Origin of the sequence: Actinopolymorpha sp. NPDC004070 (genome assembly GCF_040610475.1) — a bacterium.
In the GTDB taxonomy this organism is placed as follows: domain Bacteria; phylum Actinomycetota; class Actinomycetes; order Propionibacteriales; family Actinopolymorphaceae; genus Actinopolymorpha.
In genome coordinates this window covers 201,430-226,746 of record NZ_JBEXMJ010000008.1, presented here as the reverse complement: position 1 = coordinate 226,746, position 25,317 = coordinate 201,430, and the positions used below count along the sequence as shown (strand labels likewise).

The 25,317-nt window shown below is 72.6% G+C and carries 26 protein-coding genes and 1 riboswitch; of the genes, 19 read left to right on the top strand and 7 right to left on the bottom strand.

What is annotated here, in order from left to right; all coding sequences use genetic code 11:
- The first annotated feature begins 26 nt into the window (after positions 1-26).
- From metK to ABZV93_RS16625, 3 genes are read left to right on the top strand one after another with little or no spacing between them, the layout of a single operon-like run.
- A complete protein-coding gene (gene metK, locus ABZV93_RS16635) occupies positions 27-1,223 on the top strand; it encodes a methionine adenosyltransferase (RefSeq protein WP_354936264.1) in 1,197 nt (398 codons plus the stop codon).
- A 60-nt stretch (positions 1,224-1,283) separates the two neighbouring features.
- The gene (locus ABZV93_RS16630) at positions 1,284-3,380 is read left to right on the top strand and encodes a primosomal protein N' (RefSeq protein ID WP_354936261.1); all 2,097 of its coding nucleotides are present in this window, start codon (positions 1,284-1,286) and stop codon (positions 3,378-3,380) included.
- A 40-nt stretch (positions 3,381-3,420) separates the two neighbouring features.
- Entirely contained in the window at positions 3,421-4,083 is a 663-nt protein-coding gene (locus ABZV93_RS16625; protein ID WP_354936258.1) for an HAD family phosphatase, read from the top strand.
- A 60-nt stretch (positions 4,084-4,143) separates the two neighbouring features.
- On the opposite strand, the gene ABZV93_RS16620 is transcribed toward ABZV93_RS16625, so the two are convergent.
- Complete coding sequence (locus ABZV93_RS16620; RefSeq protein ID WP_354936255.1) at positions 4,144-4,680, bottom strand: NUDIX hydrolase; 537 nt, start codon at positions 4,678-4,680, stop codon at positions 4,144-4,146.
- Positions 4,681-4,792: 112 nt separating this feature from the next.
- Here ABZV93_RS16620 and def point away from each other — a divergent pair, with 112 nt between their 5' ends.
- The 10 genes from def to ABZV93_RS16570 all read left to right on the top strand — a co-directional run bounded on the left by def (position 4,793) and on the right by ABZV93_RS16570 (position 13,339).
- The gene (gene def / locus ABZV93_RS16615; protein WP_354936252.1) at positions 4,793-5,338 is read left to right on the top strand and encodes a peptide deformylase; all 546 of its coding nucleotides are present in this window, start codon (positions 4,793-4,795) and stop codon (positions 5,336-5,338) included.
- Between the two features lie 68 nt (positions 5,339-5,406).
- The gene (fmt, locus tag ABZV93_RS16610; RefSeq protein ID WP_354936550.1) at positions 5,407-6,333 is read left to right on the top strand and encodes a methionyl-tRNA formyltransferase; all 927 of its coding nucleotides are present in this window, start codon (positions 5,407-5,409) and stop codon (positions 6,331-6,333) included.
- A gap of 53 nt (positions 6,334-6,386) precedes the next feature.
- Positions 6,387-7,979, top strand: coding sequence for a transcription antitermination factor NusB (locus ABZV93_RS16605; RefSeq protein ID WP_354936249.1), 1,593 nt, complete (start codon positions 6,387-6,389; stop codon positions 7,977-7,979).
- Between the two features lie 13 nt (positions 7,980-7,992).
- The gene (rpe, locus tag ABZV93_RS16600; RefSeq protein WP_354936246.1) at positions 7,993-8,664 is read left to right on the top strand and encodes a ribulose-phosphate 3-epimerase; all 672 of its coding nucleotides are present in this window, start codon (positions 7,993-7,995) and stop codon (positions 8,662-8,664) included.
- Between the two features lie 9 nt (positions 8,665-8,673).
- A complete protein-coding gene (locus ABZV93_RS16595; protein ID WP_354936243.1) occupies positions 8,674-9,183 on the top strand; it encodes a cupin domain-containing protein in 510 nt (169 codons plus the stop codon).
- A gap of 96 nt (positions 9,184-9,279) precedes the next feature.
- Positions 9,280-9,421: riboswitch (FMN riboswitch) on the top strand.
- Positions 9,422-9,549: 128 nt separating this feature from the next.
- A complete protein-coding gene (locus ABZV93_RS16590) occupies positions 9,550-10,212 on the top strand; it encodes a riboflavin synthase (protein WP_354936240.1) in 663 nt (220 codons plus the stop codon).
- On the top strand, positions 10,209-10,901 hold the full coding sequence (gene pnuC / locus ABZV93_RS16585; RefSeq protein WP_354936237.1) for a nicotinamide riboside transporter PnuC: 693 nt from the start codon (positions 10,209-10,211) through the stop codon (positions 10,899-10,901). The genes ABZV93_RS16590 and pnuC overlap by 4 nt, the downstream gene beginning before the upstream one ends.
- Complete coding sequence (locus ABZV93_RS16580) at positions 10,898-12,184, top strand: bifunctional 3,4-dihydroxy-2-butanone-4-phosphate synthase/GTP cyclohydrolase II (RefSeq protein ID WP_354936234.1); 1,287 nt, start codon at positions 10,898-10,900, stop codon at positions 12,182-12,184. The genes pnuC and ABZV93_RS16580 overlap by 4 nt, the downstream gene beginning before the upstream one ends.
- On the top strand, positions 12,181-12,702 hold the full coding sequence (gene ribH / locus ABZV93_RS16575; protein WP_354936232.1) for a 6,7-dimethyl-8-ribityllumazine synthase: 522 nt from the start codon (positions 12,181-12,183) through the stop codon (positions 12,700-12,702). The genes ABZV93_RS16580 and ribH overlap by 4 nt, the downstream gene beginning before the upstream one ends.
- 40 nt (positions 12,703-12,742) lie before the next feature.
- A complete protein-coding gene (locus ABZV93_RS16570; RefSeq protein ID WP_354936229.1) occupies positions 12,743-13,339 on the top strand; it encodes a histidine phosphatase family protein in 597 nt (198 codons plus the stop codon).
- A 16-nt stretch (positions 13,340-13,355) separates the two neighbouring features.
- Here the strand turns inward: ABZV93_RS16570 and ABZV93_RS16565 are convergent, their stop codons facing one another.
- From ABZV93_RS16565 to ABZV93_RS16545, 5 genes are all read right to left on the bottom strand, one after another.
- The gene (locus ABZV93_RS16565) at positions 13,356-14,213 is read right to left on the bottom strand and encodes an ABC transporter permease (protein WP_354936226.1); all 858 of its coding nucleotides are present in this window, start codon (positions 14,211-14,213) and stop codon (positions 13,356-13,358) included.
- Positions 14,210-15,259, bottom strand: a complete 1,050-nt coding sequence (locus ABZV93_RS16560) for an ATP-binding cassette domain-containing protein (RefSeq protein ID WP_354936223.1) — start codon at positions 15,257-15,259, stop codon at positions 14,210-14,212. Before ABZV93_RS16560 ends, ABZV93_RS16565 begins: the two co-directional genes overlap by 4 nt.
- Positions 15,260-15,448: 189 nt before the next feature.
- Entirely contained in the window at positions 15,449-16,132 is a 684-nt protein-coding gene (locus ABZV93_RS16555; protein ID WP_354936220.1) for a PadR family transcriptional regulator, read from the bottom strand.
- A gap of 96 nt (positions 16,133-16,228) precedes the next feature.
- Positions 16,229-17,449 carry a phosphoserine phosphatase SerB gene (gene serB / locus ABZV93_RS16550; protein ID WP_354936217.1) on the bottom strand — a complete coding sequence of 407 codons (1,221 nt, stop codon included), beginning with the start codon at positions 17,447-17,449 and terminating at the stop codon, positions 16,229-16,231.
- Between the two features lie 53 nt (positions 17,450-17,502).
- Complete coding sequence (locus tag ABZV93_RS16545; RefSeq protein WP_354936214.1) at positions 17,503-18,369, bottom strand: SDR family oxidoreductase; 867 nt, start codon at positions 18,367-18,369, stop codon at positions 17,503-17,505.
- A 123-nt stretch (positions 18,370-18,492) separates the two neighbouring features.
- Here ABZV93_RS16545 and ABZV93_RS16540 point away from each other — a divergent pair, with 123 nt between their 5' ends.
- The 4 genes from ABZV93_RS16540 to ABZV93_RS16525 all read left to right on the top strand — a co-directional run bounded on the left by ABZV93_RS16540 (position 18,493) and on the right by ABZV93_RS16525 (position 22,890).
- Positions 18,493-20,046, top strand: coding sequence for an alpha-glucosidase/alpha-galactosidase (locus tag ABZV93_RS16540; RefSeq protein ID WP_354936211.1), 1,554 nt, complete (start codon positions 18,493-18,495; stop codon positions 20,044-20,046).
- A 147-nt stretch (positions 20,047-20,193) separates the two neighbouring features.
- A complete protein-coding gene (locus tag ABZV93_RS16535) occupies positions 20,194-21,369 on the top strand; it encodes an exo-alpha-sialidase (RefSeq protein ID WP_354936208.1) in 1,176 nt (391 codons plus the stop codon).
- On the top strand, positions 21,366-21,689 hold the full coding sequence (locus ABZV93_RS16530; RefSeq protein WP_354936205.1) for a MoaD/ThiS family protein: 324 nt from the start codon (positions 21,366-21,368) through the stop codon (positions 21,687-21,689). The genes ABZV93_RS16535 and ABZV93_RS16530 overlap by 4 nt, the downstream gene beginning before the upstream one ends.
- 10 nt (positions 21,690-21,699) lie before the next feature.
- Positions 21,700-22,890, top strand: coding sequence for an exo-alpha-sialidase (locus ABZV93_RS16525; protein ID WP_354936202.1), 1,191 nt, complete (start codon positions 21,700-21,702; stop codon positions 22,888-22,890).
- Between the two features lie 46 nt (positions 22,891-22,936).
- Here ABZV93_RS16525 and ABZV93_RS16520 read toward each other — a convergent pair whose 3' ends face one another.
- A complete protein-coding gene (locus tag ABZV93_RS16520) occupies positions 22,937-23,698 on the bottom strand; it encodes a hypothetical protein (protein WP_354936199.1) in 762 nt (253 codons plus the stop codon).
- A gap of 121 nt (positions 23,699-23,819) precedes the next feature.
- Between ABZV93_RS16520 and ABZV93_RS16515 the strand changes: the two genes are divergently transcribed.
- The gene (locus ABZV93_RS16515; RefSeq protein ID WP_354936196.1) at positions 23,820-24,605 is read left to right on the top strand and encodes an ABC transporter ATP-binding protein; all 786 of its coding nucleotides are present in this window, start codon (positions 23,820-23,822) and stop codon (positions 24,603-24,605) included.
- Positions 24,606-24,777: 172 nt separating this feature from the next.
- Positions 24,778-25,236 (top strand): SPFH domain-containing protein, encoded by a 459-nt coding sequence (locus tag ABZV93_RS16510; protein WP_354936193.1) that lies wholly within the window; start codon positions 24,778-24,780, stop codon positions 25,234-25,236.
- Positions 25,237-25,317: the final 81 nt, after the last annotated feature.

Here is a 25,317-nt window from a genome sequence, read left to right as displayed (position 1 = left end):
GGCAGTGCCTAGAAGAAAGGATGGCCGTGTCCCGACGACTGTTCACATCCGAGTCGGTTACCGAGGGCCACCCGGACAAGATCGCCGACCAGATCAGCGACTCGGTGCTCGACGCACTCCTCGCCGAGGATCCCGGCAGCCGGGTCGCAGTGGAGACGCTGTTGACGACCGGGCTGGTCGTGGTGGCCGGTGAGGTCACCACGAGTGCCTACGCCGACATCGCCTCGCTGGTCCGCGAACGCATCCTCGACATCGGCTACGACTCCTCGGCCAAGGGTTTCGACGGCGCTTCGTGTGGTGTCACGGTCTCCATCGGCTCCCAGTCGCCCGACATCGCCCAGGGGGTGGACACCGCCTACGAGGGCCGCGCCGACGGCTCGGTCGACCCGATCGACCTTCAGGGCGCCGGCGACCAGGGAATGATGTTCGGCTTCGCCTGCGACGAGACTCCCGAGCTGATGCCGCTGCCGATCACGCTCGCGCACCGGCTGTCCAAGCGCCTCACCGACGTCCGCAAGGACGGGACGCTGCCCTACCTCCGTCCCGACGGCAAGACGCAGGTGACGATCGAGTACGACGGCGACCGGCCCACCCGGATCGACACGATCGTGCTGTCGACGCAGCACGCCGCCAACATCGACCTCGAGAACATGCTGACCCCGGACATCCGCCAGCACGTGATCGAGCCGATCATCGGCGAGCTCGACATCGAGACCGCCGGCTACCGGCTCTTCGTCAACCCGACCGGCCGGTTCGAGCTGGGCGGGCCGATGGGCGACGCGGGCCTGACCGGCCGGAAGATCATCGTCGACACCTACGGCGGGTACGCCCGGCACGGTGGCGGCGCCTTCAGCGGCAAGGACCCGACAAAGGTCGACCGGTCCGCGGCCTACGCCATGCGCTGGGTGGCGAAGAACATCGTCGCCGCGGGGCTGGCGAAGAGGTGTGAGTGCCAGGTCGCCTACGCCATCGGCAAGGCGCAGCCGGTCGGTTTCTACGTCGACTGCTCCGGCACCGAGGCCGCACCGATCGACGTGATCGAGAAGGCCGTGCAGCAGGTGTTCGACCTGCGCCCGGCGGCGATCATCCGCGACCTCGACCTGCGCCGGCCGATCTACGTCCAGACCGCCGCCTACGGTCACTTCGGCCGGGAGCTGCCCGATTTCACGTGGGAGCGGACCGACCGCGCCGAGGAGCTGCGCAGCGCCGCCGGCCTGCAGTGATCCGCTGACCCACGAGAGGGGCAGGCCACCTGTCGGTGGCCTGCCCTACTCTTTGCAGCCGTGACCGAGGACGACACAGGCCAGCTGGCGCTGGTGCGGGGGAAGGTGCGCAAGCCGCGCGCCACGAGTCCGCAGCAGCCGGCTCCGGAGCTCCCGGTCGCGCGCGTGCTGGTCGACGTGCCGCTGGCGCACCTCGACCGGCCCTTCGACTACCTCGTGCCCGAGCGGATGCACGCCACCTGCGTGCCCGGGGCCCGGGTCCGGGTCCGGTTCGCCGGGCAGGACCTCGACGGTTTCGTGCTCGAGCGGGTGGCCGAGTCCGACCATCGCGGCCGGTTGGCGCCGCTGCGCCGGGTGGTGTCCGCCGAGCCGGTGCTCGCCCCCGAGATCGCCCGGCTGGCTCGCCGGGTTGCCGACCGTTACGCCGGCACGCTCGCCGACGTCCTCCGGCTGGCCGTGCCGCCGCGGCATGCGCGGGTGGAGTGCGCCGCCGCCAAACCCGCATCGGATTCCGCTCCCGGATCGGACCCGGAGTCCGCTCCGGATTCCGCGCCGGAGTCCTCCGACAAGGTCCCGTCCGCTCGCCCGGCCGACGCCGTGCGGCCCGGACCGTGGGGCGCCTACCAGACCGGCGTCGCCTTTCTGGAGGCTCTGCGCCGGGGCGACGCGCCGCGCGCGGTCTGGACCGCCGTACCCGGCGAGGACTGGCCGACCGCACTCGCCCACGCCGCCGCCGCGACCCTCGACGGCGGCCGTGGAGTGCTGGTGGTGGTCCCCGACCAGCGCGACGTGGCCCGGCTGGACGCCGCGTTCGGCGAGGTGCTCGGCCCCGACCGGCACGTCGTCCTGACCGCCGATCTCGGTCCGGCCGAGCGCTACCGCCGTTTCCTGGCCGCCCGACGCGGCAGCGTGCGGTGTGTCGTCGGCACCCGGTCGGCGGCCTTCGCGCCGGTCGCCGACCTCGGCCTGGTCACCTGCTGGGACGACGGCGACGACCTGCATGCCGAGCCGCGCGCGCCCTACCCGCACGTGCGCGAGGTCTTGTTGCTGCGGGCGCACGAGTCCGGGTGCGCGGCGCTGCTCGGCGGGTTCGCGTGCACGGCCGAAGGCGCTCACCTGCTGGCCACCGGATGGGCGCGGCCACTGGCTCCGGAGCGCGCCGTCGTCCGCGACCGCGGGCCGCGGGTGGTGGTGGCCGGCGACAACGACACCGACCTCGCCCGCGACCCGGCGGCCCGCGCGGTACGCCTGCCGCACCGGGCGTTCGAGCAGGCCCGGGCCGCCCTGGGTTCCGGGCCGGTGCTGGTGCAGGTGCCCCGGTCCGGCTACCTCCCCGCGCTGGCCTGCCAGACCTGCCGGGGCCCGGCGCGGTGCGTGACCTGCTCCGGTCCGCTCCAGCTCGGCTCCGCCGGCGCACCCCCGAGCTGCGGATGGTGCGGCCGGCCCGCGGTGTCGTGGCGGTGCCCCACCTGCGGCGGCGGCCGGTTGCGTGCACCCGTGGTGGGTGCCGGGCGGACGGCCGAGGAGCTCGGCCGGGCGTTCCCGAGGGTTCCGGTGCGCACGTCCGGCGGCTCCCGCGTGCTGTCCACGGTCGGCGCCGAGCCCGCCCTGGTGGTGGCCACGCCGGGCGCGGAGCCGGTGGCCGAGGGCGGATACTCCGGTGCTCTGCTGCTGGACTCCTGGCTGGCACTGGCACGCGCGGACCTGCGGGCGGGGGAGGAGGCACTGCGCCGCTGGTTCAACGCCGCGGCGCTGGTCCGGCCGGCGCGTGCGGGCGGTTCGGTCGTCGTCGTCGGCGACCCCGGCTCCCCGGCGATCCAGGCGCTGGTCCGGTGGTCGCCGCAGGACCAGGCCGACCGCGAGCTCGCCGAACGCGAGGCCGCGAGGTTCCCGCCGGCCGCCCGGCTGGCCACTCTGACCGGTGCGCCGGACGCCGTTCGCGACCTGGCCGGGCTGGTGGAGCTCCCACCGGGCACCGAGGTGCTCGGCCCGGTGCCCCAGGCCGGCGAGGACGAGGTCGTCCGGCTCGTCCTGCGGGTCCGGTGGGCGGACGGCGCTCGCCTGTCCGCGGCGCTGAAGGCGGCCCAGGCGGTACGCAGCGCCCGCAAGGCGCCGGGCCCGGTCCGGGTCCAGGTCGACCCGGCCGTGCTCGGGTAGGCCCGCGGGGCAGCCCCCCGCGCGGGTAGGGTCGGCGTTCGTGACGCACGCAGACACCCCACCCTCCTCGCCGTCCCGCATCCCGCCGTCCCGGACACCGCTGGAGGCAGTCGTGTTCGACGTGGGCGGGGTCCTGCTGGACTGGAACCCGCGCTACCTCTACCGCACGCTGCTGACTGACGAGGACGAGGTCGAGAGGTTCCTCGCGCAGGTGTGCACCCCGGAGTGGAACGCCGCGCAGGACGCCGGCCGGACCTGGGCCGAGGGTGTGGCCGAACTGACCGCCCGGTTCCCCGAGCACGGCGCCCTGATCCGGGCCTACGACGAACGCTGGGCGGAGATGGTCGCCGGCACGTTGGAGGAGACCGTCGCGGTGCTGGACACCCTGCGGGCGGCCGGCGTCCCGACGTACGCGCTGACGAACTTCTCCGCCGAGAAGTGGACGGTCGCCTGCGAGAAGTGGCCGTTCCTCGCCGACCTGGATGGTGCGGTCGTGTCCGGTGTGGAGCGGGTGTCCAAGCCGGACCCCGCGATCTACCGGCTGCTCCTGGACCGGCACGGCCTGACCGCGGACACGACGTTCTACACCGACGACGTGCCGGTCAACGTGCACGCCGCCCGCTCGGTGGGGCTGCGTGCGGAGGTGTTCGTGGACGGGGAGACGATGCGCGGCCAGCTGAAGGCGGCCGGCCTGCCGGTGTGAGCCCCGCGGCGGGTCGGCGGACCGCCCGGGTGACACGGGCGGAAGCCCGCCGACGAACTGTCAGCCGAGCGCGTCGAACGCCAGCGCGTACAGCACCGCGGTGAAGGACAGTCCGTCCCGCATCCGCCCGTCGCGCACGATCCGGCGTACCTCCGGCACCGGCACCCACTCGACCCGCTCCGCCTCGCTGGGGTCACTGGGCGCTCCCACCCGGGTCGCCCCGTCGGCGAGGAAGAGATGGAACCGCTGGTCGGCGATCCCGTTGCTCGGGTGGTACGCCGCCAGCTCGCGCAACGGGCCGGGCCGCCAGCCGGTCTCCTCCAGGACCTCCCGCTCGGCGGCCTGCGCCGGGCTCTCGCCCGCGTCGACGCCGCCTGCCGGAATCTCCCAGCCCCAGGTGTCGGTGATGAACCGGTGCCGGTACAGCAGCAGCAGGCCTCGCCCGGGGTCGTGGACCACCACGCCGGCGGCTGGGCGCGGCATCCGCAGGACGTGGTGGTCGAACCGGCGCAGTCCGGGCACCTCCACGTCGGCCAGGGTGAGCCGCACCCAGTCGCTGGAGTAGATCTCGCGCTCGCCGTGCACGGTCCATCGCATGGCGCCGACCCTATGGGCGGCTTGCGAATGGTGGGGAAATGGCCCGGTCGGGCCGGATCCGGGGCGTCCGTAGACTGGCGGGGACGTCTGTGAGCTGATCGAGGAGACCTGCGTGGCTGTCCAGCCCATTCGACTGTTCGGTGACCCGGTGCTGCGGACCCCGGCCGAGCCCGTGCGCGACTTCGACAAGGAGTTGCGCAAGCTCGTCGCGGACCTCACCGAGACCATGCTCGACGCGCCCGGCAGCGGCCTGGCCGCACCCCAGATCGGCGTCGGGTTGCGGGTCTTCACCTACCACGTCGACGACGTCATCGGTCACCTGATCAACCCCCAGCTCGACCTGTCGGAAGAGGAGCAGTTCGGGCCGGAGGGGTGCCTGTCGATCCCCGGGTTCACCTTCGACTGCCGGCGCGCGCTGCGGGTCGTGGCCAAGGGCTACGACATGCACGGTGAGCCGGTGACCGTCGAGGGATCGGACCTGCTCGCGCGGTGCGTCCAGCACGAGACCGACCACCTGGACGGCGTGTTGTTCGTCGACCGGCTCGACCGGGAGGCACGCAAGGCGGCCCTGCGGGCGATCCGCGAGGCGGAGTGGGCCGGCCAGACGCCACCCGCCGTTCGGGTGTCGCCGCATCCCACCCTGGGCCGGGCGCTGTAGTGCCGGCCGTGAACGCGGGGGAGTCCGCGGTGCCGGAGGCCAACGGTGCGGCGGCGGACGGCGCCCGGATGCGGTTGCTGTTCGCGGGTACGCCCGAGGCGGCGGTGCCCGCCCTGGAGGCGATCCTTGCCGGCCGACACGAGGTCGCCGCCGTACTGACCCGGCCGGACGCACCCTCGGGCCGGGGGCGCAAGCTGCATCCGTCGCCGGTGGCCGAACGCGCCCGCGCCGCCGGGATCGAGGTGCTCACTCCGAAGTCCGCGAAGGACCCGGCGTTCGCCGAACGCCTGCGCGAGATCGCCCCCGACGCCTGCCCGGTGGTGGCCTACGGTGGACTGCTCCCGGCGAGCGTGCTGGACATCCCCCGGCACGGCTGGATCAACCTGCACTTCTCGGTGCTGCCGGCCTGGCGCGGTGCGGCGCCGGTGCAGCACGCGATCCGCGCCGGTGACGACGTCACCGGGGCGTCGACGTTCCAGATCGTGGAGGAGCTGGACGCGGGCCCGGTGTACGGCGTGCTCACCGAGCCGATCGGCCCGACCGACACCGCGGGCGACCTGCTCGACCGGCTGGCCAGCAGCGGCGCCCGGCTGCTGGCCGACACCCTGGACGGCATCGCCGCGGGCACGCTGGTGGCCCGGCCCCAGCCCACCGACGGCGTGACGTACGCGCGCAAGGTCGACGTGGACGACGTACGCGTGGACTGGAAGGCGCCCGCGTTCGCCGTCGACCGGCTGGTCCGCTCGGCCACACCCGCCCCCGGCGCGTGGACGACGTTCCGCGACGAACGCCTCAAACTCGGCCCGGTCACCGTCGTCCCGGACGCCGAGGTGCTGCCGCCCGGGCAGCTCCGAGCGGAGAAGTCCAGGGTTCTCGTCGGCACCGGCAGCGTTCCGGTGGCGCTCGGTGAGGTACGCCCGCCGGGCAAGCAGGCGATGGCGGCGGCCGACTGGGCGCGCGGCGTGCGGCCCGATGCCGAGGAGACGCTCACCTGATGGGGTCCGAGTCCGGCACCCCTGCCAGGTCCGGCAGACCCGGAGGCTCCGGCATGTCTGGAGGCGGCGGGAAATCAGGCGGCGCCCGGCGCACCGGGCCGGCCGCCGGGGCCGGCCGGCGAGGTGGAGCGAGCACCGCGGGCCGGCGGCAGCCGCGTCCTTCCGGTGGCTCGGGTGAGTCCGGCGGGCAGCGGCGTGGCGGGATCGATCCCGCCCGGCTGGCCGCCTACGACGTCGTGCACGCGGTGTCGGTCCGAGACGCCTACGCCAACCTCGTGCTGCCCTCGTCCCTGCGGGAGCGCGGCCTGTCGGGCCGTGACGCCGCCTTCGCCACCGAACTCGCCCACGGCACATTGCGGCGCGGCGGCTACGACGACGTGCTCGCCCACTGTGTCAACCGGCCCTTGACGAAGCTGGACCCGGAGGTCCGGGACGTCCTTCGCCTTGGTGCGCACCAGATTCTCGGCATGCGGGTGCCCGCGCACGCGGCGGTGGCGACCAGCGTCGACCTGGCCCGCAGGGTGGCCGGCATCGGCCCGTCGAAGTTCGTCAACGCCGTATTGCGGAAGGTGGCGGCCCGCGACCTGCCCGGCTGGCAGGCCGAGCTCGCCCCGGCGTACGAACAGGATCCGGTCGGCAACCTGGCCGCGGTGCACGCGCATCCGCGGTGGGTGGTGGAGGCGTTCGCGGCCGCGCTCGGCGGTTCGCTGGCCGAGACGGCCGCCGTGCTCGCGGCCGACAACGAGCCGGCCCGCGTGACGCTCGCGGCCTGGCCGGGCCGGTCGAGTGTGGCGGACCTTCGCGCCGACGGCGCCGAACCCGGCCGGTGGTCTCCGTACGCCGCCGTCCTGACCGAGGGCGGTGACCCGCACCGGATCCCGGCGGTGGCCCAGGGCCGCGCCGGCGTCCAGGACGAGGGCAGCCAACTCGTCGCGGCGGCGCTGGCGGAGGCGCCGCTGGCCGGCGACGGCACCACCGGCGGTGACGGGATCAGCGGCACCGGTCCGGACGAGCGATGGCTCGACCTGTGCGCCGGGCCCGGCGGCAAGTCCGCCCTGCTGGCGGGCCTGGCCGGACGGCGGTCGGCGGCGTTGCTGGCCGCCGAACTCCAGCCGCACCGGGCCGACCTGGTCGCCCGGGCACTGACCCCGCGCGGACGGCGCACCCGCGGCGTGCTCGGCACCGTGGTCGCGGACGGCACCGTCCCGGCCTGGCGGCCCGGCACCTTCGACCGGGTGCTCGTCGACGCGCCGTGCACCGGACTCGGTGCGCTGCGCCGCCGGCCGGAGGCGCGCTGGCGGCGGGCGGCCGAGGACGTCGCCGGGCTCACACCGCTGCAGGGCAGGCTCCTGGCCACCGCCCTGGACTCGGTGCGGGTGGGCGGCGTCGTCGCGTACGTCACCTGCTCACCGCACCTGGCGGAGACCCGGGACGTCGTGGCCGGCGTGCTGGCCACCCGCTCCGACGTGGAACGCCTGGACGCCCGCCCACTGCTGCCCGGCGTACCCGACCTCGGCGACGGCCCGTACGTACAGCTGTGGCCGCACCGGCACGGCACGGACGCGATGTTCCTCGCCCTGCTGCGACGCACCGACGGTGACAACGGCGACGGCGGCACCGGCGGCACCGGCGCAGCGCACCAGTAGAGTCGCGACCACCATGGGCGTTCAGATAGCACCGAGCATCCTGTCGGCCGACTTCGCGCGGCTGGCCCAGGCGGCCGAGTCGGTCCAGGCGGCCGACTGGCTGCACGTCGACGTGATGGACAACCACTTCGTCCCCAACCTCACGCTGGGACTTCCGGTGGTGGAGTCGCTGCTCGCCGCGACGGACCTGCCGATCGACTGCCACCTGATGATCGAGGACCCCGACCGCTGGGCACCCGCGTACGCCGAGGCCGGAGCGGGCAGCGTGACCTTCCACGTGGAGGCGGCGCACGCACCGGTACGCCTGGCCCGCGAGCTGCGCGCCCTGGGCACCCGTGCCGGGATGGCGCTGAAGCCGGCGACGCCGGTCGACCCGTACGCCGACCTGCTGGGCGAACTGGACATGCTGCTGGTGATGACGGTCGAGCCGGGGTTCGGCGGGCAGAAGTTCCTCGACCTGTGCCTGCCGAAGATCCGGCGCGCACGGGAGCTGGCCGGCGGGCGCGGGCTCGACCTGTGGCTTCAGGTGGACGGGGGAGTGTCGGCGGAGACCATCGAACGCTGCGCGGACGCCGGCGCCGACGTGTTCGTCGCGGGCTCTGCGGTCTTCGGCGCCGAGGATCCCGACAGGGCGGTCACCCACCTGCGTGCGCTGGCGGCGGAGGCGTCCAAACCGGTCGGGTAGGAATCCTCCATGACCTTTCCCGAGTACGACCACTCCGACGTGCAGTACCCCACGCCCCGCTACGCCGGCACCGGCGGCGAGGTCAGCGCGACCTACCGCCCGGCGGACCACCCGCCGGAGTTCACCTACCGATCGGGCGGCAGCGTCCACTACCTGTCCACCGGCGCGTCCACCAACGGCGAGTTCGGGCTCTACCGCTGGGAGATGGGACCGGACCCCTCCGGCCCGAGCGAGCACTTCCACCGGTCGATCTCGGAGTCGTTCTACATCCTGGCCGGATCGGTCCGGATCTTCGACGGCTCCCGCTGGCTCGACACCGAGCCCGGCGACTACGTGCACGTCCCCGAGGGCGGCATCCACGCGTTCCGCAACGAGTCCGGCGAACCGGCCAGCATGTTGCTGCACTTCGCACCCGGCGCTCCGCGGGAGGGCTACTTCGAAGGCCTGCCCGACCTGTCGAAGACCGACCAGGCCGAGCGCGCTGCGTTCTTCCTCCGGCACGACACGTTCTGGGTCTGACGCCGGGCCCGGGCCTGGGCCCAAGCCCGCTCCGGGACTGCCGCGCCCGGTCTCGCCCGGCCGTGCAAGACTGAACGTCGTACGAGCTGACAGCTCGCGCGTGCTCCGGGGTCGGTGAAAGTCCGAACCGGCGGTGACAGTCCGCGACCCGTGCGAAGCCGTTCCGACGGCCTCGCACGGTTGACCAGGTGGAACTCCTGGACCGACGGTTAAAGTCCGGATGGGAGGCAGCACGCGGGCCACGGCATGCGTACCCGCCGTGCGGACGAGGGCACCCCTCGTCTGCGCCGACGGGTCGTCACGTGCCATGACCTCGCCTTTTCCCCGGTGCCCGCTCGGGCGGACCGGAAGGCGAGGGAGTAGCCGGTGTTCACCGGAATTGTCGAAGAACGCGGCGAGGTCGTCGACCTCGTGCGCCTGGGGGACTCCGCGCGGTTGACCGTGCGCGGGCCCGTGGTGACCAGTGACGCGCGGCACGGCGACTCGATCGCCGTCGACGGCTGCTGCCTCACCGTCGTGGAGGTCGAGCCCGGCGAGGGCCGGTTCACCGCCGACGTGATGGCCGAGTCGTTGTCGCGGACCAGCCTCGGCGGCCTGGCGCCCGGCGACCTGGTCAACCTCGAGCGTTCCGTACCCGCCGGCGGGCGGCTCGGCGGCCACATCGTGCAGGGTCACGTCGACGGCACCGGCCACATCCTGTCCCGCCGGCCCACCCCCCGCTGGGACCTGGTCGAGATCGCCCTGCCGCCGGCACTGGCCCGCTACGTCGCGGAGAAGGGCTCCGTCGCCGTGGACGGGGTGTCCCTCACCGTCGTGGAGGTCCGCGACCTTCCCGAGCCGGCGTTCACCGTCGCACTCATCCCCACCACCCTCGACGTCACCACGCTGGGCGCCCGGCAGCCAGGCGACGCGGTCAACCTCGAGGTCGACGTCATCGCGAAGTACGTCGAACGACTCACCGTCACCAACGCCGACCGGGCCACTGATCACGTAGCCGGGCGGTCGCACACCCAAGGAGCACACGCATGAGCTGGTTGACCTGGCTGATCGACGCGAAGCTGCAGATCGGCGGTTCTGAGATCCTCTGGCGCGAGATCGTCGGCAACGGCTTCGGCCTGGCCAGCGCGCTGTTCGGGATGCGCCGCCGGGTCGCGGCCTGGCCGGTCGGCATGATCGGCAACATCCTGCTGTTCACGGTCTTCCTCGGCGGCGTGTTCCACGCCCCGCAGGACAAGGACCTGTGGGGGCAGGCCGGCCGGCAGGTGTTCTTCTTCGCGGTGAGCGCGTACGGCTGGTGGCGGTGGCGCCAGGCCCGCAACGGCGCCGGTGACGGCGGCGCGGTCGCGCCGCGGTGGGCGACCTGGCGCGAGCGCGCGGGCATCCTGGTCGGCGCGGCCGTCGGCGTGGCGGTGTTCACCTACGTGCTCGGCCTGCTCGGCTCGTGGGGCCCGCTCGCCGACGCCTGGATCCTGACCGGCAGCATCCTCGCCACCTACGGCATGGCCCGCGGGTGGGTGGAGTTCTGGCTGATCTGGATCGCGGTGGACGTGGTGGGGGTCCCGCTGCTGCTGAGCGCGGGCTACTACCCGTCGGCGATCCTCTACATCGTCTACGGCGCCTTCTGCGTGCTGGGCTTCGTCACCTGGATCCGCGTCCGGGCGAGGATCGCGGCGATGCCCCAGCCTGCGGACACCGTGGCGGCAGGTGATCCCGCATGAGCCCGGGCCGCGACCCGGTCGAGCGCGCACTGGCCGACCTCGCCGCCGGCCGGGCGGTGGTCGTGGTCGACGACGAGGACCGCGAGAACGAGGGCGACATCATCTTCGCCGCCTCGGCCGCGACCCCGGAGCTGGTGGCGTTCACCGTGCGGCACACCAGCGGGGTCCTGTGCGTACCGATGGAGGGCGCCGACCTGGACCGGCTGGCCATCGGCCCGATGACCGCGGACAATCGCGACGCCATGCGGACGGCGTTCTGTGTGACCGTGGACGCGGCCGCCGGAATCACCACCGGCATCAGCGCCGAGGACCGTACGCACACCATCCGGCTGCTGGCCGACTCGTCCACCGGCCCCAACGACGTCGTACGACCGGGTCACGTGTTCCCGCTGCGCTACCGTCCCGGCGGCGTGCTGGTCAGGCGGGGGCACACCGAGGCCGCCGTCGACCTGGTCCGGCTCGCCGGCCTGCCGCCGGTGGGCGTCCTCGCCGAACTCGTCGAGGACGACGGCTCGATGATGCGCGGGGACGCGCTGCGCCGGTTCGCCGGCGAGCACGACCTCGCGCTGATCACCGTCGAAGATCTCGTACGCCACCGCCGCCGGCACGAACCGCTGGTGGAACGCGTCGCGCAGACCCGGATCCCGACCCGGCACGGCGACTTCCGTGCCGTCGGCTACCGCTGCACGGTCGACGGCTCCGAGCACGTCGCCCTGGTCCGCGGGGAGCCGGGCGCCAAGGACGGGGCCGGTGCGCCCGGCACCCCTGGCGCCACAGGCGGCGAGCCCCTGGTGCGGCTGCACTCCGAATGCCTCACCGGCGACGCGTTCGGTTCGTTGCGCTGCGACTGCGGACCCCAGCTGGACCGTGCGCTGGCGGCGGTCGCCGCCGACGGCACCGGGGTGGTCGTCTACCTGCGCGGCCACGAGGGACGCGGCATCGGCCTGCTGGCCAAGCTGTCCGCGTACGCCCTGCAGGACACCGGGCACGACACGGTGGAGGCCAACCTCGCGCTGGGGCTGCCGGTCGACGCCCGCGACTACTGGATCGGCGCGCAGATCCTCGCCGACCTCGGCGTGGAGCGGATGCGTCTGCTCACCAACAACCCGGCCAAACGCGCCGGGCTGGAGGCGTACGGCCTGACCGTCACCGCCACCACACCACTGACGATCACACCGAACGGCGACAACGCCCGTTACCTCGCGACCAAGCGGGATCGGCTCGGGCACGCGCTGCCGGCCGAGGCGGGCGTCCTTCGGCAGACCACCGGGAGGGCTTCATGAGCGGATCGGGCGCACCGGGCGCCACCCGGATCGACGGTGCCGGCCTGCGGGTCGGCGTGGTCGCCGCGTCGTGGCACGAGGAGGTGATGGGCGGCCTGCTGGACGGCGCGCTGCGAGCGCTCGCCGAGGCAGGGGTGAGCGACCCGGTGGTGGTGCGGGTGCCGGGATCGTTCGAGCTTCCGGTGGTGGCCGCGCGGCTCGCCCGGTCGGGCCTGGACGCCGTGGTGGCCCTGGGCACCGTCATCCGCGGCGGCACACCGCACTTCGACTACGTGTGCCAGGCGGCGACCGCCGGGCTCACCGACGTGAGCGTCCAGACCGGGGTGCCGGTCGGCTTCGGCGTGCTCACCTGCGACACGGCCGAGCAGGCGCTGGACCGCGCCGGGCTGCCCGGGTCGCACGAGGACCGGGGCTACGAGTGCACCCAGGCGGCACTGCGCACGGCGCTGACCCTGCGGAACCTGGCGGGCACGCTCCCGCCGGCCGGTGGCCACCGCGTCGTTCCGGTCACCGGGTGAGCTGCGGGGAAGGGGTGCTCTGCGGGGAAGGGGTGATCCGGTGAGGAGCCTCCGAACGAACCGGCGGTTGCTGCTCCTGCGCCACGGCAAGGCGGAGTCACCGTTGGGGGTGGCCGACGCCGACCGCCCGCTGGCCGGCCGTGGCCGGGCACAGTCCGGCTACGCCGGGCGGCAGGCCAGGGAACTCGGCGTCGTGCCCGACCTGGCAGTCGTGTCGCCCGCGCTGCGGACCAGGCAGACCTGGGCGGAGTTCGCCGGCGCGATCGCGGCGAACTCCGCGGGCGGCGCCCCTCGTTCAGGAAAGTCTCAACCTGAAGTTGAGGTCGAGACAACTGCACCTCAGGTCGAGGTGGAGGTCGACCTCGATCGGCGGGTGTACGACAACACCCTGGACGACCTCCTCGACGTGGTGACCGAGGCGCTGCACGACGCTCGCACCCTGCTGGTGGTGGGGCACAACCCCTCGATCGCGAGTCTCGCCGCCGTACTCGACGACGGCTCGTCCGGAGCGGACCGGAGCGTGCTGGCCGGCGGATATCCCACCGGCACGCTCACGGTGTTCGACGTCGCGGGCTCGTGGAAGACGGTGGGCCCGGGGTCGGGCCGGCTCCGCGCGGTGATCCGGCAACCGTCCTGACCCCGGGTCCGGGACCTCACACCGAGCGCTGGTAGGAGCGGAACGCCCGCGCCGCCAGCCAGCCCATGACGGCCACGAGCGCCACCAGCAGCCCGAGCCGGCCACCGACCAGCCCCCAGTCCGGTGCCGCCGAGACCGCCGACCGGGCGGCGAGGGCGGCCCAGTCCACCGGGTTGAACCTCGCCACGTCGCCCACCCAGGCAGGCATCAGCGCGGGGGCCATCATCACCGACGACAGGAACGACAGTGGCAGGATCAGGAACTGCGAGATCCCGATCAGCGCCTCCTGCTGGTGCACCAGCAACGCGATCGCGTCCGACAGCGCGGCGAACACGACCGCCAGCAGCACGGCGCACACCAGGACAACCAGCACGCCCGTGACCCCGCCGGCGAAGCGCGCACCGGCCGCAAGCCCGACACCGAGGACGATCAGCGACTGGATCACGGTGGTCACCGCCTGGAACGCCAGCGAACCGGTGATCAGCGCGCCGCGGCTCATCGGAGAGGTGAGGTTGCGGTCCATCACGCCGCGTTCCATGTCCTGGATGAACGACGTGCCCGCCCAGCCGGCGGAGAACATCGCCGTCATCACCACCACGCCGGGCGTGAGGTACTCCAGGTAGGAGCCGGTGCCGAAGCCCGGTAGCCGGGCGACGTTCCGGAACAGCTGGCCGAACAGCAGCAGCCAGATCATCGGCTGGATCAGGGTGAACGCGAGGTACGCCGGCTGCCGGGTCAGGGTGCGCAACGACCGTCCGGTGAGGTACGCGGAGTGGGCCAGGAACGTGCCGGCCGAACCGGCCCGCCGCTCGGCCCGTACGCCGGTGCGGGCGTCCGTCCGGCCGTCGACAGGGGTTTCGGGGAGGGTGGTCATCGGTTCGTCTCCTGCCGGGGGAGGGACGCCGTGTCGGCTCGGTCGAAGGACCGGCCGGCGTGGCGCAGGTACACGTCGTCGAGGGAGGGCCGGGCCACTGTCACCGCGGTCAGGCCGACCCGGGCGCCGTCCAGGGCGGTCAGTACGGCGGGCAGCGTGGCCGCGCCGTTGCTCACCCGGGCCCGCACGGTCGTCTCCTCCACGGAGACGTCGTGGACGCCGGGCACTCCGGTCAGCGCCGACCGGGCCACCTCGGCCTGGTCGGCAGCGGCGATCTCGGCCTGGACGGTGTCGCCGTCCAGCTGGGCCTTCAGCTCCTCCGGCGTACCGGCGGCGACGACCCGGCCGCGGTCGATGATCACCAGCCGGTCGGCGAGCCGGTCCGCCTCCTCCAGATAGTGCGTGGTGAGCAGCACGGTCAGCCCGTCCTCGCGGGCCAGCCGGGCGATCTCGGCCCACATCTCGGCCCGGGCCTGCGGGTCCAGTCCGGTGGTGGGTTCGTCCATGAACAGCACCGATGGCCGGTGCACCAAGCCGGTGGCGACGTCGAGCTTGCGCTGCATGCCGCCCGACCACTTGCCGGCCAGCCGGTTGCCGGACTCGGTGAGTCCGAAGCGGGCAAGCAGCTCGTCCGCCCGGGACCGGGCGGACGGCCCGGACAGCCCGTGGACGCGGCCGGCCAGCACGAGGTTCTCCCGGCCGGTGCCCATCGGGTCGAACGCCGGTTTCTGGGAGACGTAGCCGATCGCCCGGCGTACCCGCGCGGGGTGGCGGTGCACGTCGATCCCGGCGACGCTCGCCGAGCCGGCGTCGGCGCGGGAGAGCGTGGTGAGGATCTTCACCGTGGTGGACTTGCCGGCGCCGTTGGGCCCGAGGAGTCCGAAGACCGAGCCGGCGGGCACGGAGAAGGTGATTCCGGCCAGCGCACGGACGGCCTTGTCGCCGCTGCCGTAGGTCTTGGCCAGGCCGGCAGCCTCGATGGCGGGCCGGCCGGAGGGGAGTGGTGCGGGGTCGTCGAGGACCCCGGACGCCGCGTACGCGGACATGGTGCTCCTTCGCGTGGAGGGGTGAAGGAGTCGAGTGGTCGCGGTACGCGGATATCCTGCGCTGTGGAGGCCTTGGGATCCGCGCCCGGCGACGGGCTCGACTCGAGGTTGTGCCGCCGGCCCCTGACCGTGGTGTTGCCGCACCTGGTCGGGGGTCGCGTGCTTGTCGGCGCGGGGCGCCGAAGCCGGCTAGATCGTGCGGCGGTCCTCCGTCCAGCTCAGTTCCTCGCGGAACTCCTCGTGCAGGATCGCCGAGGCCTCCTCCGGGGAGAGGTCGCCGGCACGGAGTTCGTGCATCCGCTGCCAGAGCCGGTAGCCGCCGAGCTCCTGCGTGCGCATGTCGGCGACGAGGGAACGGACGAACTCGATCTCCGCGTCCAGCAGGGCGGAGGTGAAGTCGTACTCGATCATGAAGATCCGCGGGAAGTTGGGTGGTGCGGCCGCCCTGACCGCCTCACCTGCCGCCCGCTGCATCGTCAGCGCGCTCAGCCGCAACTCCAGCAGCCGGAGCACCTCCTCGGGATCGAGCGCACCCATCAGCGACAGTGCCGCCTCGAAGTTGGTGAACTCCTTCTTCGGCACGCTGACCAGTTCGCTCAGCCAGTCGGTCATCCGGGCCTTGCCGGGCTCGGTGATCGCGTAGATCGTCCGCTCGGGCCGGTTGCCCTCCCGCAGCGTCTCCCGCGCCTCGATCAGGCCGGACTTGTGCAGCGAGGCGACCACGGAGTACAGCGAGCCGTAGTTGAGCTTGATGCTGTCCTCCTTGCGCCGCTCGCGCAGCGTGGTGGACATCTCGTACGGGTGCATGGGCCGCTCGTAGAGCAGGACGAGCACGGCCAGGGCCAGCGGGTTCGTCAGACGCGGCGTGGCCATCGCTCCTCCGGTCGGTTCCGCCGCCGGCTCGGGGCAGCGATCTCTACTCGGGCTCGTTTACTCGAACCAGAGTATTCGCCGCCGGATGGTGGTCCGTCAAGCTGTTTCGGTGGTCTCCGCGTCCGCGGCGTCCACCTCGTCCCGGGTGATGCCGAGCAGGTAGATGATCGCGTCCAGGTAGGGCACGCTGACCGCGGTGTCGGCGGCCTCACGGACCACCGGCTTGGCGTTGAACGCCACCCCGAGCCCGGCGGCGGCGAGCATGTCCAGGTCGTTGGCGCCGTCCCCGATCGCCACCGTCTGCGACAACGGGACGCCGGCCGCCGCGGCGAACCCCCGCAGCGCCTCCGCCTTTCCGGGGCGGTCCACGATCGGTCCCTCGACCCGGCCGGTGAGCCGCCCGTCGGCGACCTCCAGCCGGTTGGCGGCCACGAAGTCGATGCCGAGCTCGGCGGCGAGCGGCTCCACCACCTGGGTGAACCCGCCGCTGACCACGCCGATCTGGTAGCCCAGCCGGCGGAGGGTACGGGTGAGCGTGCGGGCGCCGGGGGTGAGCCGGACCTCGCGGCGTACCTCCGCCAGTGCTCCGGCGTCGACTCCGGCGAGCAGGGCGACCCGCCGGCGCAGCGACTCGGCGAAGTCGAGTTCTCCACGCATCGCCTCGGCGGTGACCCGGGTGACCTCCTCCTCACAGCCGGCGTGCGCGGCGAGCATCTCGATCACCTCGCCCTGGATCAGGGTCGAGTCCACGTCCAGGACGACCAGCCTCTTGGCCCGGCGGTACAGGCCCGCCGGCTGGACGGCCACGTCCACGTGCGTGGCGGCGGCCTCGATGGCCAGCGCCTGGCGAAGCAGGTCGGGATCCACACCGGACACGTCCATCTCGATGGCGACCACCGGATAGCGGGCGATCCGGACGATGCGGTCGATGTTGGCGCCGGTGTCGGAGATCCGCCCGGCGATCGCCGCGACCGCCTTCGGCCGCAGCGGCTGGCCGAGCACCGTGACGTGGCTGCGGCCACTGCGGCGCGGCCGGTTGTCGCCGGCACCGTCCTCGGTCTCGACGTACATCCCGAGGCCCCGGCCGACCTTCTCCACCTCCTGCCGCAGCCGACCCACGTCACGCGGCGCGGTCACCAGGATGCCGAGGACCAGCCGGCCACGCAGGACGACCTGTTCGACGTCGAGCACCTCGACCGGGTACCTCGCGAGGGTGTCGAACACCGCGGAGGTGACGCCGGGGCGGTCCCGGCCGGTGAGGGTGACGAGCAGGGTGGAGACGGGCGGCTTCGACGCGGGCGGATCGGTCGCGGGCACGTCGGCAACGTTAGTGGGGCCACCGCGGTGCTCCGGCGCCGGGCGGGTCCGGCTCAGCCGCGGCCGACGTAGGGCATCCGGGTCGCCATCACCGTCATCGTCGGCACGTTCGCCGAAAGCGGCAGGCTCGCCATGTAGACCACCGCGCGGGCGACGTGGGCGACGTCGATCGTCGGCTCGGGCCGAACCGAACCGTCCGGCTGTGCCACGCCCTCGGCCATCCGGGCGGTCATGTCGGTCGCGGCGTTGCCGATGTCGATCTGTCCACAGGCGATGTCGTACGGGCGGCCGTCCAGCGCGGTGGCCTTGGTGAGCCCGCTGATCGCGTGCTTGGTGGCGGTGTAGGCGGCCGAGTGCGGGCGCGGCGTGTGCGCGGACAGAGAACCGTTGTTGATGATCCGGCCGCCCAGGGGGCGCTGCGCCTTCATCAGCCGGACGGCGTGCTGGGTGCACAGGAACGCGCCGGTCAGGTTGACGTCCACCACCGCGCGCCAGTCGGCCAGGGACACCTCCTCGACGGAGGTGGCGGGGGCGTTCCGCCCGGCGTTGTTGACCAGTACGTCCAACCGGCCGTGGTGGGTGCGTACCGCGTCGAACAACGCGGCCACCGACTCGGGGTCGGCGACGTCGGTGGGTACGGCGAGCGCCGGTTCGCCCGACGTGCTGGAGACGCTTGCCGACCGGGCGGCATCCCGCCACGCCCGCGTACACTCCGCCGCCACCTCCGCCAGCGGCTCGGGCCGCCGCCCGGCGAGCACCACCGCGTAGCCGTCGGCGGCCAGGGCGACCGCGACCGCCCGGCCGACGCCGGACCCGGCCCCGGTGACCACCGCGACCGGAGCGGCCGCGCCCGACTCGCCGGGACCGCCCGCGCCGGTGCTGCCGTCCTCGTCGTTCCTGCCGACCGCGTCGTCCGCCATCCCGCCAGGATGCCGCACCGTACGCCGTCACCCGGATACGCGGCGACGAGCAAGCTGACCGCTATGGGACGAGTGGGCGCGGCTGGGTTGTCGAGACATCAGATCTCTATCGACGCTGGTCGCATGACAACCCGAATCGCGATGCTCGGCGCCGGATCACTCGGCTTCACCCGCCGCCTGGTGCGGGACATCCTGTCCGTACCCGAACTCGCCGACACGACGTTCGCGTTCCACGACATCAACGAACGCAACCTCGACATGGTGACCAGGCTGATCCGCCGCGACATCGAGGCCAGCGGACTGCCGGCCACGATCGAGCCGAGCCTGGAACGCCGCCGGGCCATCGCCGACGCCGACTACGTGTTCTCGGTGATCCGGCAAGGTGGGCTTGACGCCTTCCGGACCGACATCGAGATCCCGCTGAAGTACGGCGTCGACCAGTGCGTCGGTGACACGTTGTGCGCGGGCGGTGTCATGTACGGACAGCGCACGATCCCCGCGCTGCTGGACTTCTGCACCGACATCCGCGAGGTCGCCAAGCCGGACGTGCTGTTCCTCAACTACTCCAACCCGATGGCCATGAACACCTGGGCCTGCAACGAGTACGGCGGTGTGCGGACCGTCGGCCTGTGCCACGGCGTCCAGGGCGGCCACTGGCAGATCACCCGGTGCATCGAGCACTGGGCGAAGCGGGAGGGCCTGATCGGCCAGGACGAGACGCTGCACCGCAGCGAGGTCGACATCGTGGCCGCCGGCATCAACCACCAGACGTGGTACATCAAGGCGCAGTGGCGCGGCATCGACATGATCCCGAAGATGCTGGAGCTGTTCGAGGGGCACCCGACGTACCCGCAGACGGAGAAGGTCCGCATCGACGTGCTGCGCCGCTTCGGCTACTACAGCACCGAGTCCAACGGCCACCTGTCGGAGTACCTCCCGTGGTACCGCAAGCGGACCGACGAGATCTCGCGGTGGATCGACCTGTCCAGCTGGATCAACGGCGAGACCGGCGGCTACCTCCGGGTGTGCACCGAGGGACGGAACTGGTTCGAGACCGACTTCCCGAACTGGATGAAGGAGGACCCCAAGCCGATCACCGCCCAGGACCGCAGCGAGGAGCACGGCTCGTACATCATCGAGGCGCTGGAGACCGGACGCGTCTACCGCGGCCACTTCAACGTGCCGAACGACGGCGTGATCACCAACCTGCCGCAGGGCAGCGTGGTGGAGGTGCCGGGCTACGTCGACCGCAACGGCATCAACATCCCCGTCGTCGGTGACCTGCCGATGGCCTGTGCGGCCACCTGCGCGGCCAGCATCCGGGTGCAGGAGATGGCCAAGGAGGCGGCGGTGCACGCCGACACCACCCTGCTCAAGCAGGCGATGCTGCACGACCCGCTGGTCGGCGCGGTCTGCGACCCCGAGGAGGTGTGGCAGATGACCGACGAGATGCTCGTGGAGCAGGCGCGGTGGCTGCCGCAGTTCGCCGAGGAGATCCCCGCGGCCCGGGAACGCCTGGCCACCGCCGAACGCGACGGCACCCGGGTCAAGACCGTCACCACCGAGGGCGCGGCCCGGCTGCACACCAAGACCGTGGAGGAGATGGCCGCGGACCGGGAGGCCGCGCGGTCCAACGCCGCCGCCGCCGACAAGGCGGGCATGACGAAGACCGGCTGACCTCGCCGGCCAGGCGTCCGGGACGTCGGGTGAGCGGGAGTGGTTACGGCGATACCCGGCCGGTTGTCGGTGCTGACCTCTAGGGTCAGCCCAACGGCCGGCCGGGAGTCGCGACGCCGGCATCCGACACATTCCCTGGAGGCATCCATGCCCGACGTTCACCCTGGCGCCGCACGCCGCGTGGTTCTGCTGGTCGGCACGACCAAGGGAGCCTTCTTCCTGCACTCCGACGAGCATCGTCAGGACTGGACGCTCACCGGTCCACACCTGGGCGGCTGGGAGGTCTTCAGCCTGCTCGGCGACTCCCGACAGGGCCGCCGGCGGATCTATGCGGGCACCCACCACCAGTCCGGAGGCGCCACGATCCAGGTGAGCGACGATATGGGCGCCTCCTGGCGCCCGGTCGAGGAGGGGCCGCGGTTCACCCCGATGGGCGACTTCGACTGGGAGAAGGGGCGGTGGATCCCCAACCAGCCAGGCACGCAGCGGGAGTGGCGGCTCAACCGCTTCTGGCAGCTCGTCCAGGGTCACGACTCCCAGCCGGACACGGTGTTCGCCGGGTCAGAGGAGGCGGCGTTGTTCGTCAGTCACGACGCCGGCGAGCACTGGACGGAGCTGTCCGGGCTGACCGCACACCCCACCCGGCCCGACTGGGGACCCGGTGCGGCCGGCATGGGCCTGCACACGATCCTGGTCCACCCCGACAACCCCGACCGGATGTGGGTGGCGGCATCGGCGGTCGGGGTGTTCCGAACCGACGACGCCGGCGCGACCTGGCAGACCTGCAACGCGGGGCTGGACCGCCAGCCGGTGGCCGGCAGATCTGCGGAGATCGGCTACTGCGCCCACAAGATCGTGCTCGACCCCGACGACCCGGAGGTCCTCTACATGCAGGACCACGGCGGCGTCAACAAGTCGGTCGACGGTGGCGACAGCTGGTTCCCCATCGAAAAGGGCCTCGGCGCCGAGGGAGACGAGCGGTTCGGCTTCCCGATGGCCGTCGCCCGCAGCGGGGAGCTCTACATCTTCCCGTTGAAGAACAGCGAGCACCGGGTCGCTCGGGACGGCCGCATGATGGTCTACCGCTCCGACGACCGAGGCGAGTCCTGGCAACCGGTCCCGGGCGACTTCGCTGCCTCCACCAGCTATGTCAACGTCCTGCGTGACGGCATGGCCGTCGACTCGCTGGAGCCGCACGGCCTCTACTTCGGCACCAGCTCCGGGGATCTCTTCTACTCCCTCGACCGCGGCACCAGCTGGTCCGCGATCGAAGGCCGCTTCCCCCGCATCACCTGTGTCAAGACCTGGTTGCTGCCGGCATGACGACCACCGAGCCGCCAACCCGGCGCGACGCATCGGCCGGAGGGGCCGAGATCACGGTGCGAGTGCCGTCCCTTCTGCGCGACTGCACCGGCGACCGGACGCGGTTTCCGCTCACCGCCGGCACGCTCGCGGAGGCGGTCGAGGTGCTGCTGACCACCTTCCCTCTTCTGCGCCAGCACATCGTGGACGAGCAACGCCGCCTGCGTCCGCACGTACTCATCTACTTCAACGGCGACAACATCGCCTTTCTCGACCAGTCGGAGGTTCGGCTCGCACCTGGCGACGAGCTGACCGTGCTGCAGAACGTCTCCGGGGGCTGACATGGCAGGAGTGCCGTCCAGTTCCCCGGCCAGCACCGACGCCGCCCCGGTCCGTGACCAGGGGGGCACGGTCGTGCTGCTGGTGGGGACCACCAAGGGTGCCTTCGTGTTCTGCGCCGACCGCGGCCGGATGTCGTGGCGGTGCCTGGGGCCGATCCTGCCCGGATGGCAGGTCTACGACCTGACGGTGCTGCCCACCACCGGCCGGCTGTTGGCCGCGACCAACCACCAGGCCTACGGACCCACCGTGCGGGTGAGCGACGACTTCGGCGCCGGCTGGCGTCCGGTGCAGGGGAGCCCGCGATTTCCGGACGGAGGTGGGCGTAGCGTCCGGGAGATCTGGCGGTTCGGCGGCCCGGAGCGCGGGCCGGGCACGCGCTTGTACGCCGGCACCGCAGACGCCGGGCTGTTCACCTCCGGCGACGAAGGTGAGTCCTGGACGCTCGTGGAGAGCCTGGAGGCGCACCCGACGCGGCCCTTCTGGGACGTGCCCGCCACCGCCGGCAGTCTGCACAGCGTGGTGCTGGACCCCGCCGACCCCCGCCGGATGTGGGTGGGTGTCGCCGGCGCCGGCGTGTTCGGCTCCGAGGACGGCGGCGCCACCTGGGAGCCACGCAACTCCGGTCTGCCACCCGCACCGCCCGGACATCCCCATCCGGAGGTGGGCCGGCACGTGCACAAGCTCGCGATCGACCCGACGCCGCCCCACCCGCTCTACCTCCAGCACCGCGGCGCCGTGTCGACGTCGACCGACGGTGGACATTCCTGGCGGCCCGTGCCCGGGAGACTCCCCGGCACGTTCGGCTTCCCGCTCGCCGTCGACCGGCGCGGAGCTGTCTACGTCGCGCCGCTGGCGGGTCCGGCCGAACGCTACATGCCAGACGGCCGGCTCGGGCTGTACCGCTCGACCGATGCCGGGACGACCTGGACCGAATGCCGGCAGGGACTTCCGGCGACACCGCAGTACGTTTCCGTCCTCCGCGACGCGGTCGCGGTCGACGACCTCGACCCGGTGGGGGTCTACTTCGGCACGACGTCAGGGGAGCTGTACGCCTCCGCCGACGGTGGCGACACCTGGCGTCGGATACCCGGACAGTTCACCCGGGTCACCAGTGTGCGAGCTCGTGTGCTCGACGCCGGTGTCGACACGTGGTTCGACGCCGAGGCCCTCACCGACCGGCTCGGCGGTGGCACACCCTGAACCGGCATGGAGGGACCATCCACCAAGGGGGGTCCCTCCAAGCCGGCTAGGGACCGGGCGGGCCGGCCGCGGGGCGGGGCCGGGCACACGCGGCGACCAGTGCACGCCGCGCGGCGTGCTCGAGCCGGCGCAGCGCCCGCCGCCGGGAGTCGGCTTCGTACGCCGACGCCGAGCCGCCCTCGTCGACCAAAGCGAGCTCGCAGACCAGCAGGCACCGCCGGGCCCGGGTGGCCAGCGCCTCCGCGCGCGGGGCGTACCCGGGCGGCAGCCCGTCGCGGGAACGGCTGCCCACCTCGCGCAGGTCTGTCAGCGCCTCGGCCATCTCCGGCCGCCACCGGGCGACGTCGAGGTCGGCGAGGGTGTCAATCACCTCTTGCAGGGTGTGCGCGAGCTCCAAGGAGGCGTCGCCGAATCCCTCCGGAGGCGCCGGCGTCGCGGCGTACACGCGCCACTGGACGCCGGCCCCGATCACATGCGGCACCAGGCCGAGGCCCGCGCCCTCGCACACGACCGCCTCGCCCGCCTCGATCGCCGCCTCGGTGAACGCGGGCGGCCCGGCCAGCCCGAGCGGGTCGCCGGGCACCGGCAGGGCGGGGGAGACGGCCCGGGTGCCGAGGTTGCGCAGGGTGCCCAGCGACAGCAGCAGCGGCACCGGCTCGTCCTGACCCGGCAGGCCGATGACGTGGTGGGCGGCGTCGTCGCCCCGGACGGCCTCGTCGGCCTCGTCCAGGCTGGTCGCGCCGAGCAACCAGGAGTTGGCCCACGTCGCCAGCCGGACCGCGCGGGGCACCATCGACATGGTCGACATGGGCTCCAGCGTAGGGTCCCGCTCCGACAGGCGCAGACCGGTGCCCGACCGGTGCCGGCCGGGCGGTGACGCGCTGATCCGCACGCGAGCACGGCGGCGTCGTGCCGTAGGTTGTGCACCCATGGGGTCTGTACTCGAGCTCACCGACGTCACGATCACCCGTAACGGCACCAAGCTTCTCGACGCGGTGACCTGGTCCGTCGAGGACACCGACCGCTGGGTGGTGCTCGGTCCCAACGGTGCCGGCAAGACGACCCTGCTGCAGATCGCCTCCGCCCGGATGCACCCCACCAGCGGCACCGCGACCATCCTCGGGGAGACCCTGGGGCGGGTCGACGTGTTCGAGCTGCGTCCCCGCATCGGCCTCACCAGCGCGGCGATCGCCGACCGGATTCCCCGGCACGAACGCGTCGACGACGTGGTGGTGTCGGCCTCCTACGCCGTGCTCGGCCGCTGGCGGGAGGCCTACGACGACGTCGACCACGAACGCGCCCGGCAGTTGCTCGCCTGGCTCGGTGTGGGTGAGTACGCCGACCGTACGTTCGGCACGCTGTCCGAAGGCGAACGCAAGCGGGTGCAGATCGCCCGGGCCCTGATGACCGACCCCGAGCTGCTCCTGATGGACGAGCCCGCGGCGGGTCTGGACCTCGGTGGGCGAGAGGCGCTCGTGCGCACCCTCGACGAGATCGCCTCGGACGACTTCGCCCCGGCCACGGTGCTGGTCACCCACCACGTCGAGGAGATCCCGCCGAGCTTCACCCACGTCCTTCTTCTGCGGGGAGGCAGCGTGGTGGCGGCCGGCCCGATCGCGGAGACACTCACCTCCCCGGCGCTGTCGGAGACCTTCGGCCTGCCGCTGAAGGTGGTCCGCTCTGATGATCGCTGGACGGCGCGCGCGGACCGCTGAACCACTGGTTGTCCACAGATCGCGACCTGCCGGTGGGCAGACGTAGGCCGTGATCATTTAGCTTTGAGCATGGGCGGCGTCGGTCTCCATGGTGGAGACGTTCTCACGATGGCGGGCGTCATCGCGCGGTCCATGAATCGGGGCAGCCGTGGAACCCCTGAGCTTCCTTCTGATGTTGGCGATACTCGTTGTCATCGCCCTCGCCGGTTCGGTCCGGATCGTCCCGCCGGGACGGGCCGGCATCGTCGAGCGACTGGGACGGTTCTCTCGCACCCTCCAGCCCGGCGTGTCGATCATCGTGCCGTTCGTCGACAAGGTGCGACACACCGTCGACCTGCAGGAGCAGGTGGTGTCGTTCCCGCCGCAGCCGGCGCTCACCAAGGACGACCTCGTCGTCTCCATCGGCACGGTGATCCACCTCGAGGTGACCGACCCGGTGGCCGCGACCTACGAGATCGCCAACTACGTCCATGCGATCGAGCAACTGACCACGACCACCCTGCGCAACATCGTCGGCGGTATGGACCTCGAGCGCACCCGGGCCAGCCGCGAGCAGATCACCATCACGCTGCGCGGTGTCCTGGACGACGCCACCGGCAATGGGGCGTCCGGGTCACCCACGTGGAGCTGAAGGGCATCGACTGATCTGCGGGTTGTCCACAGATTGTGACCTGCCGGTGGGCAGACGAAGGCCGTGATCGCATAGGTTTTG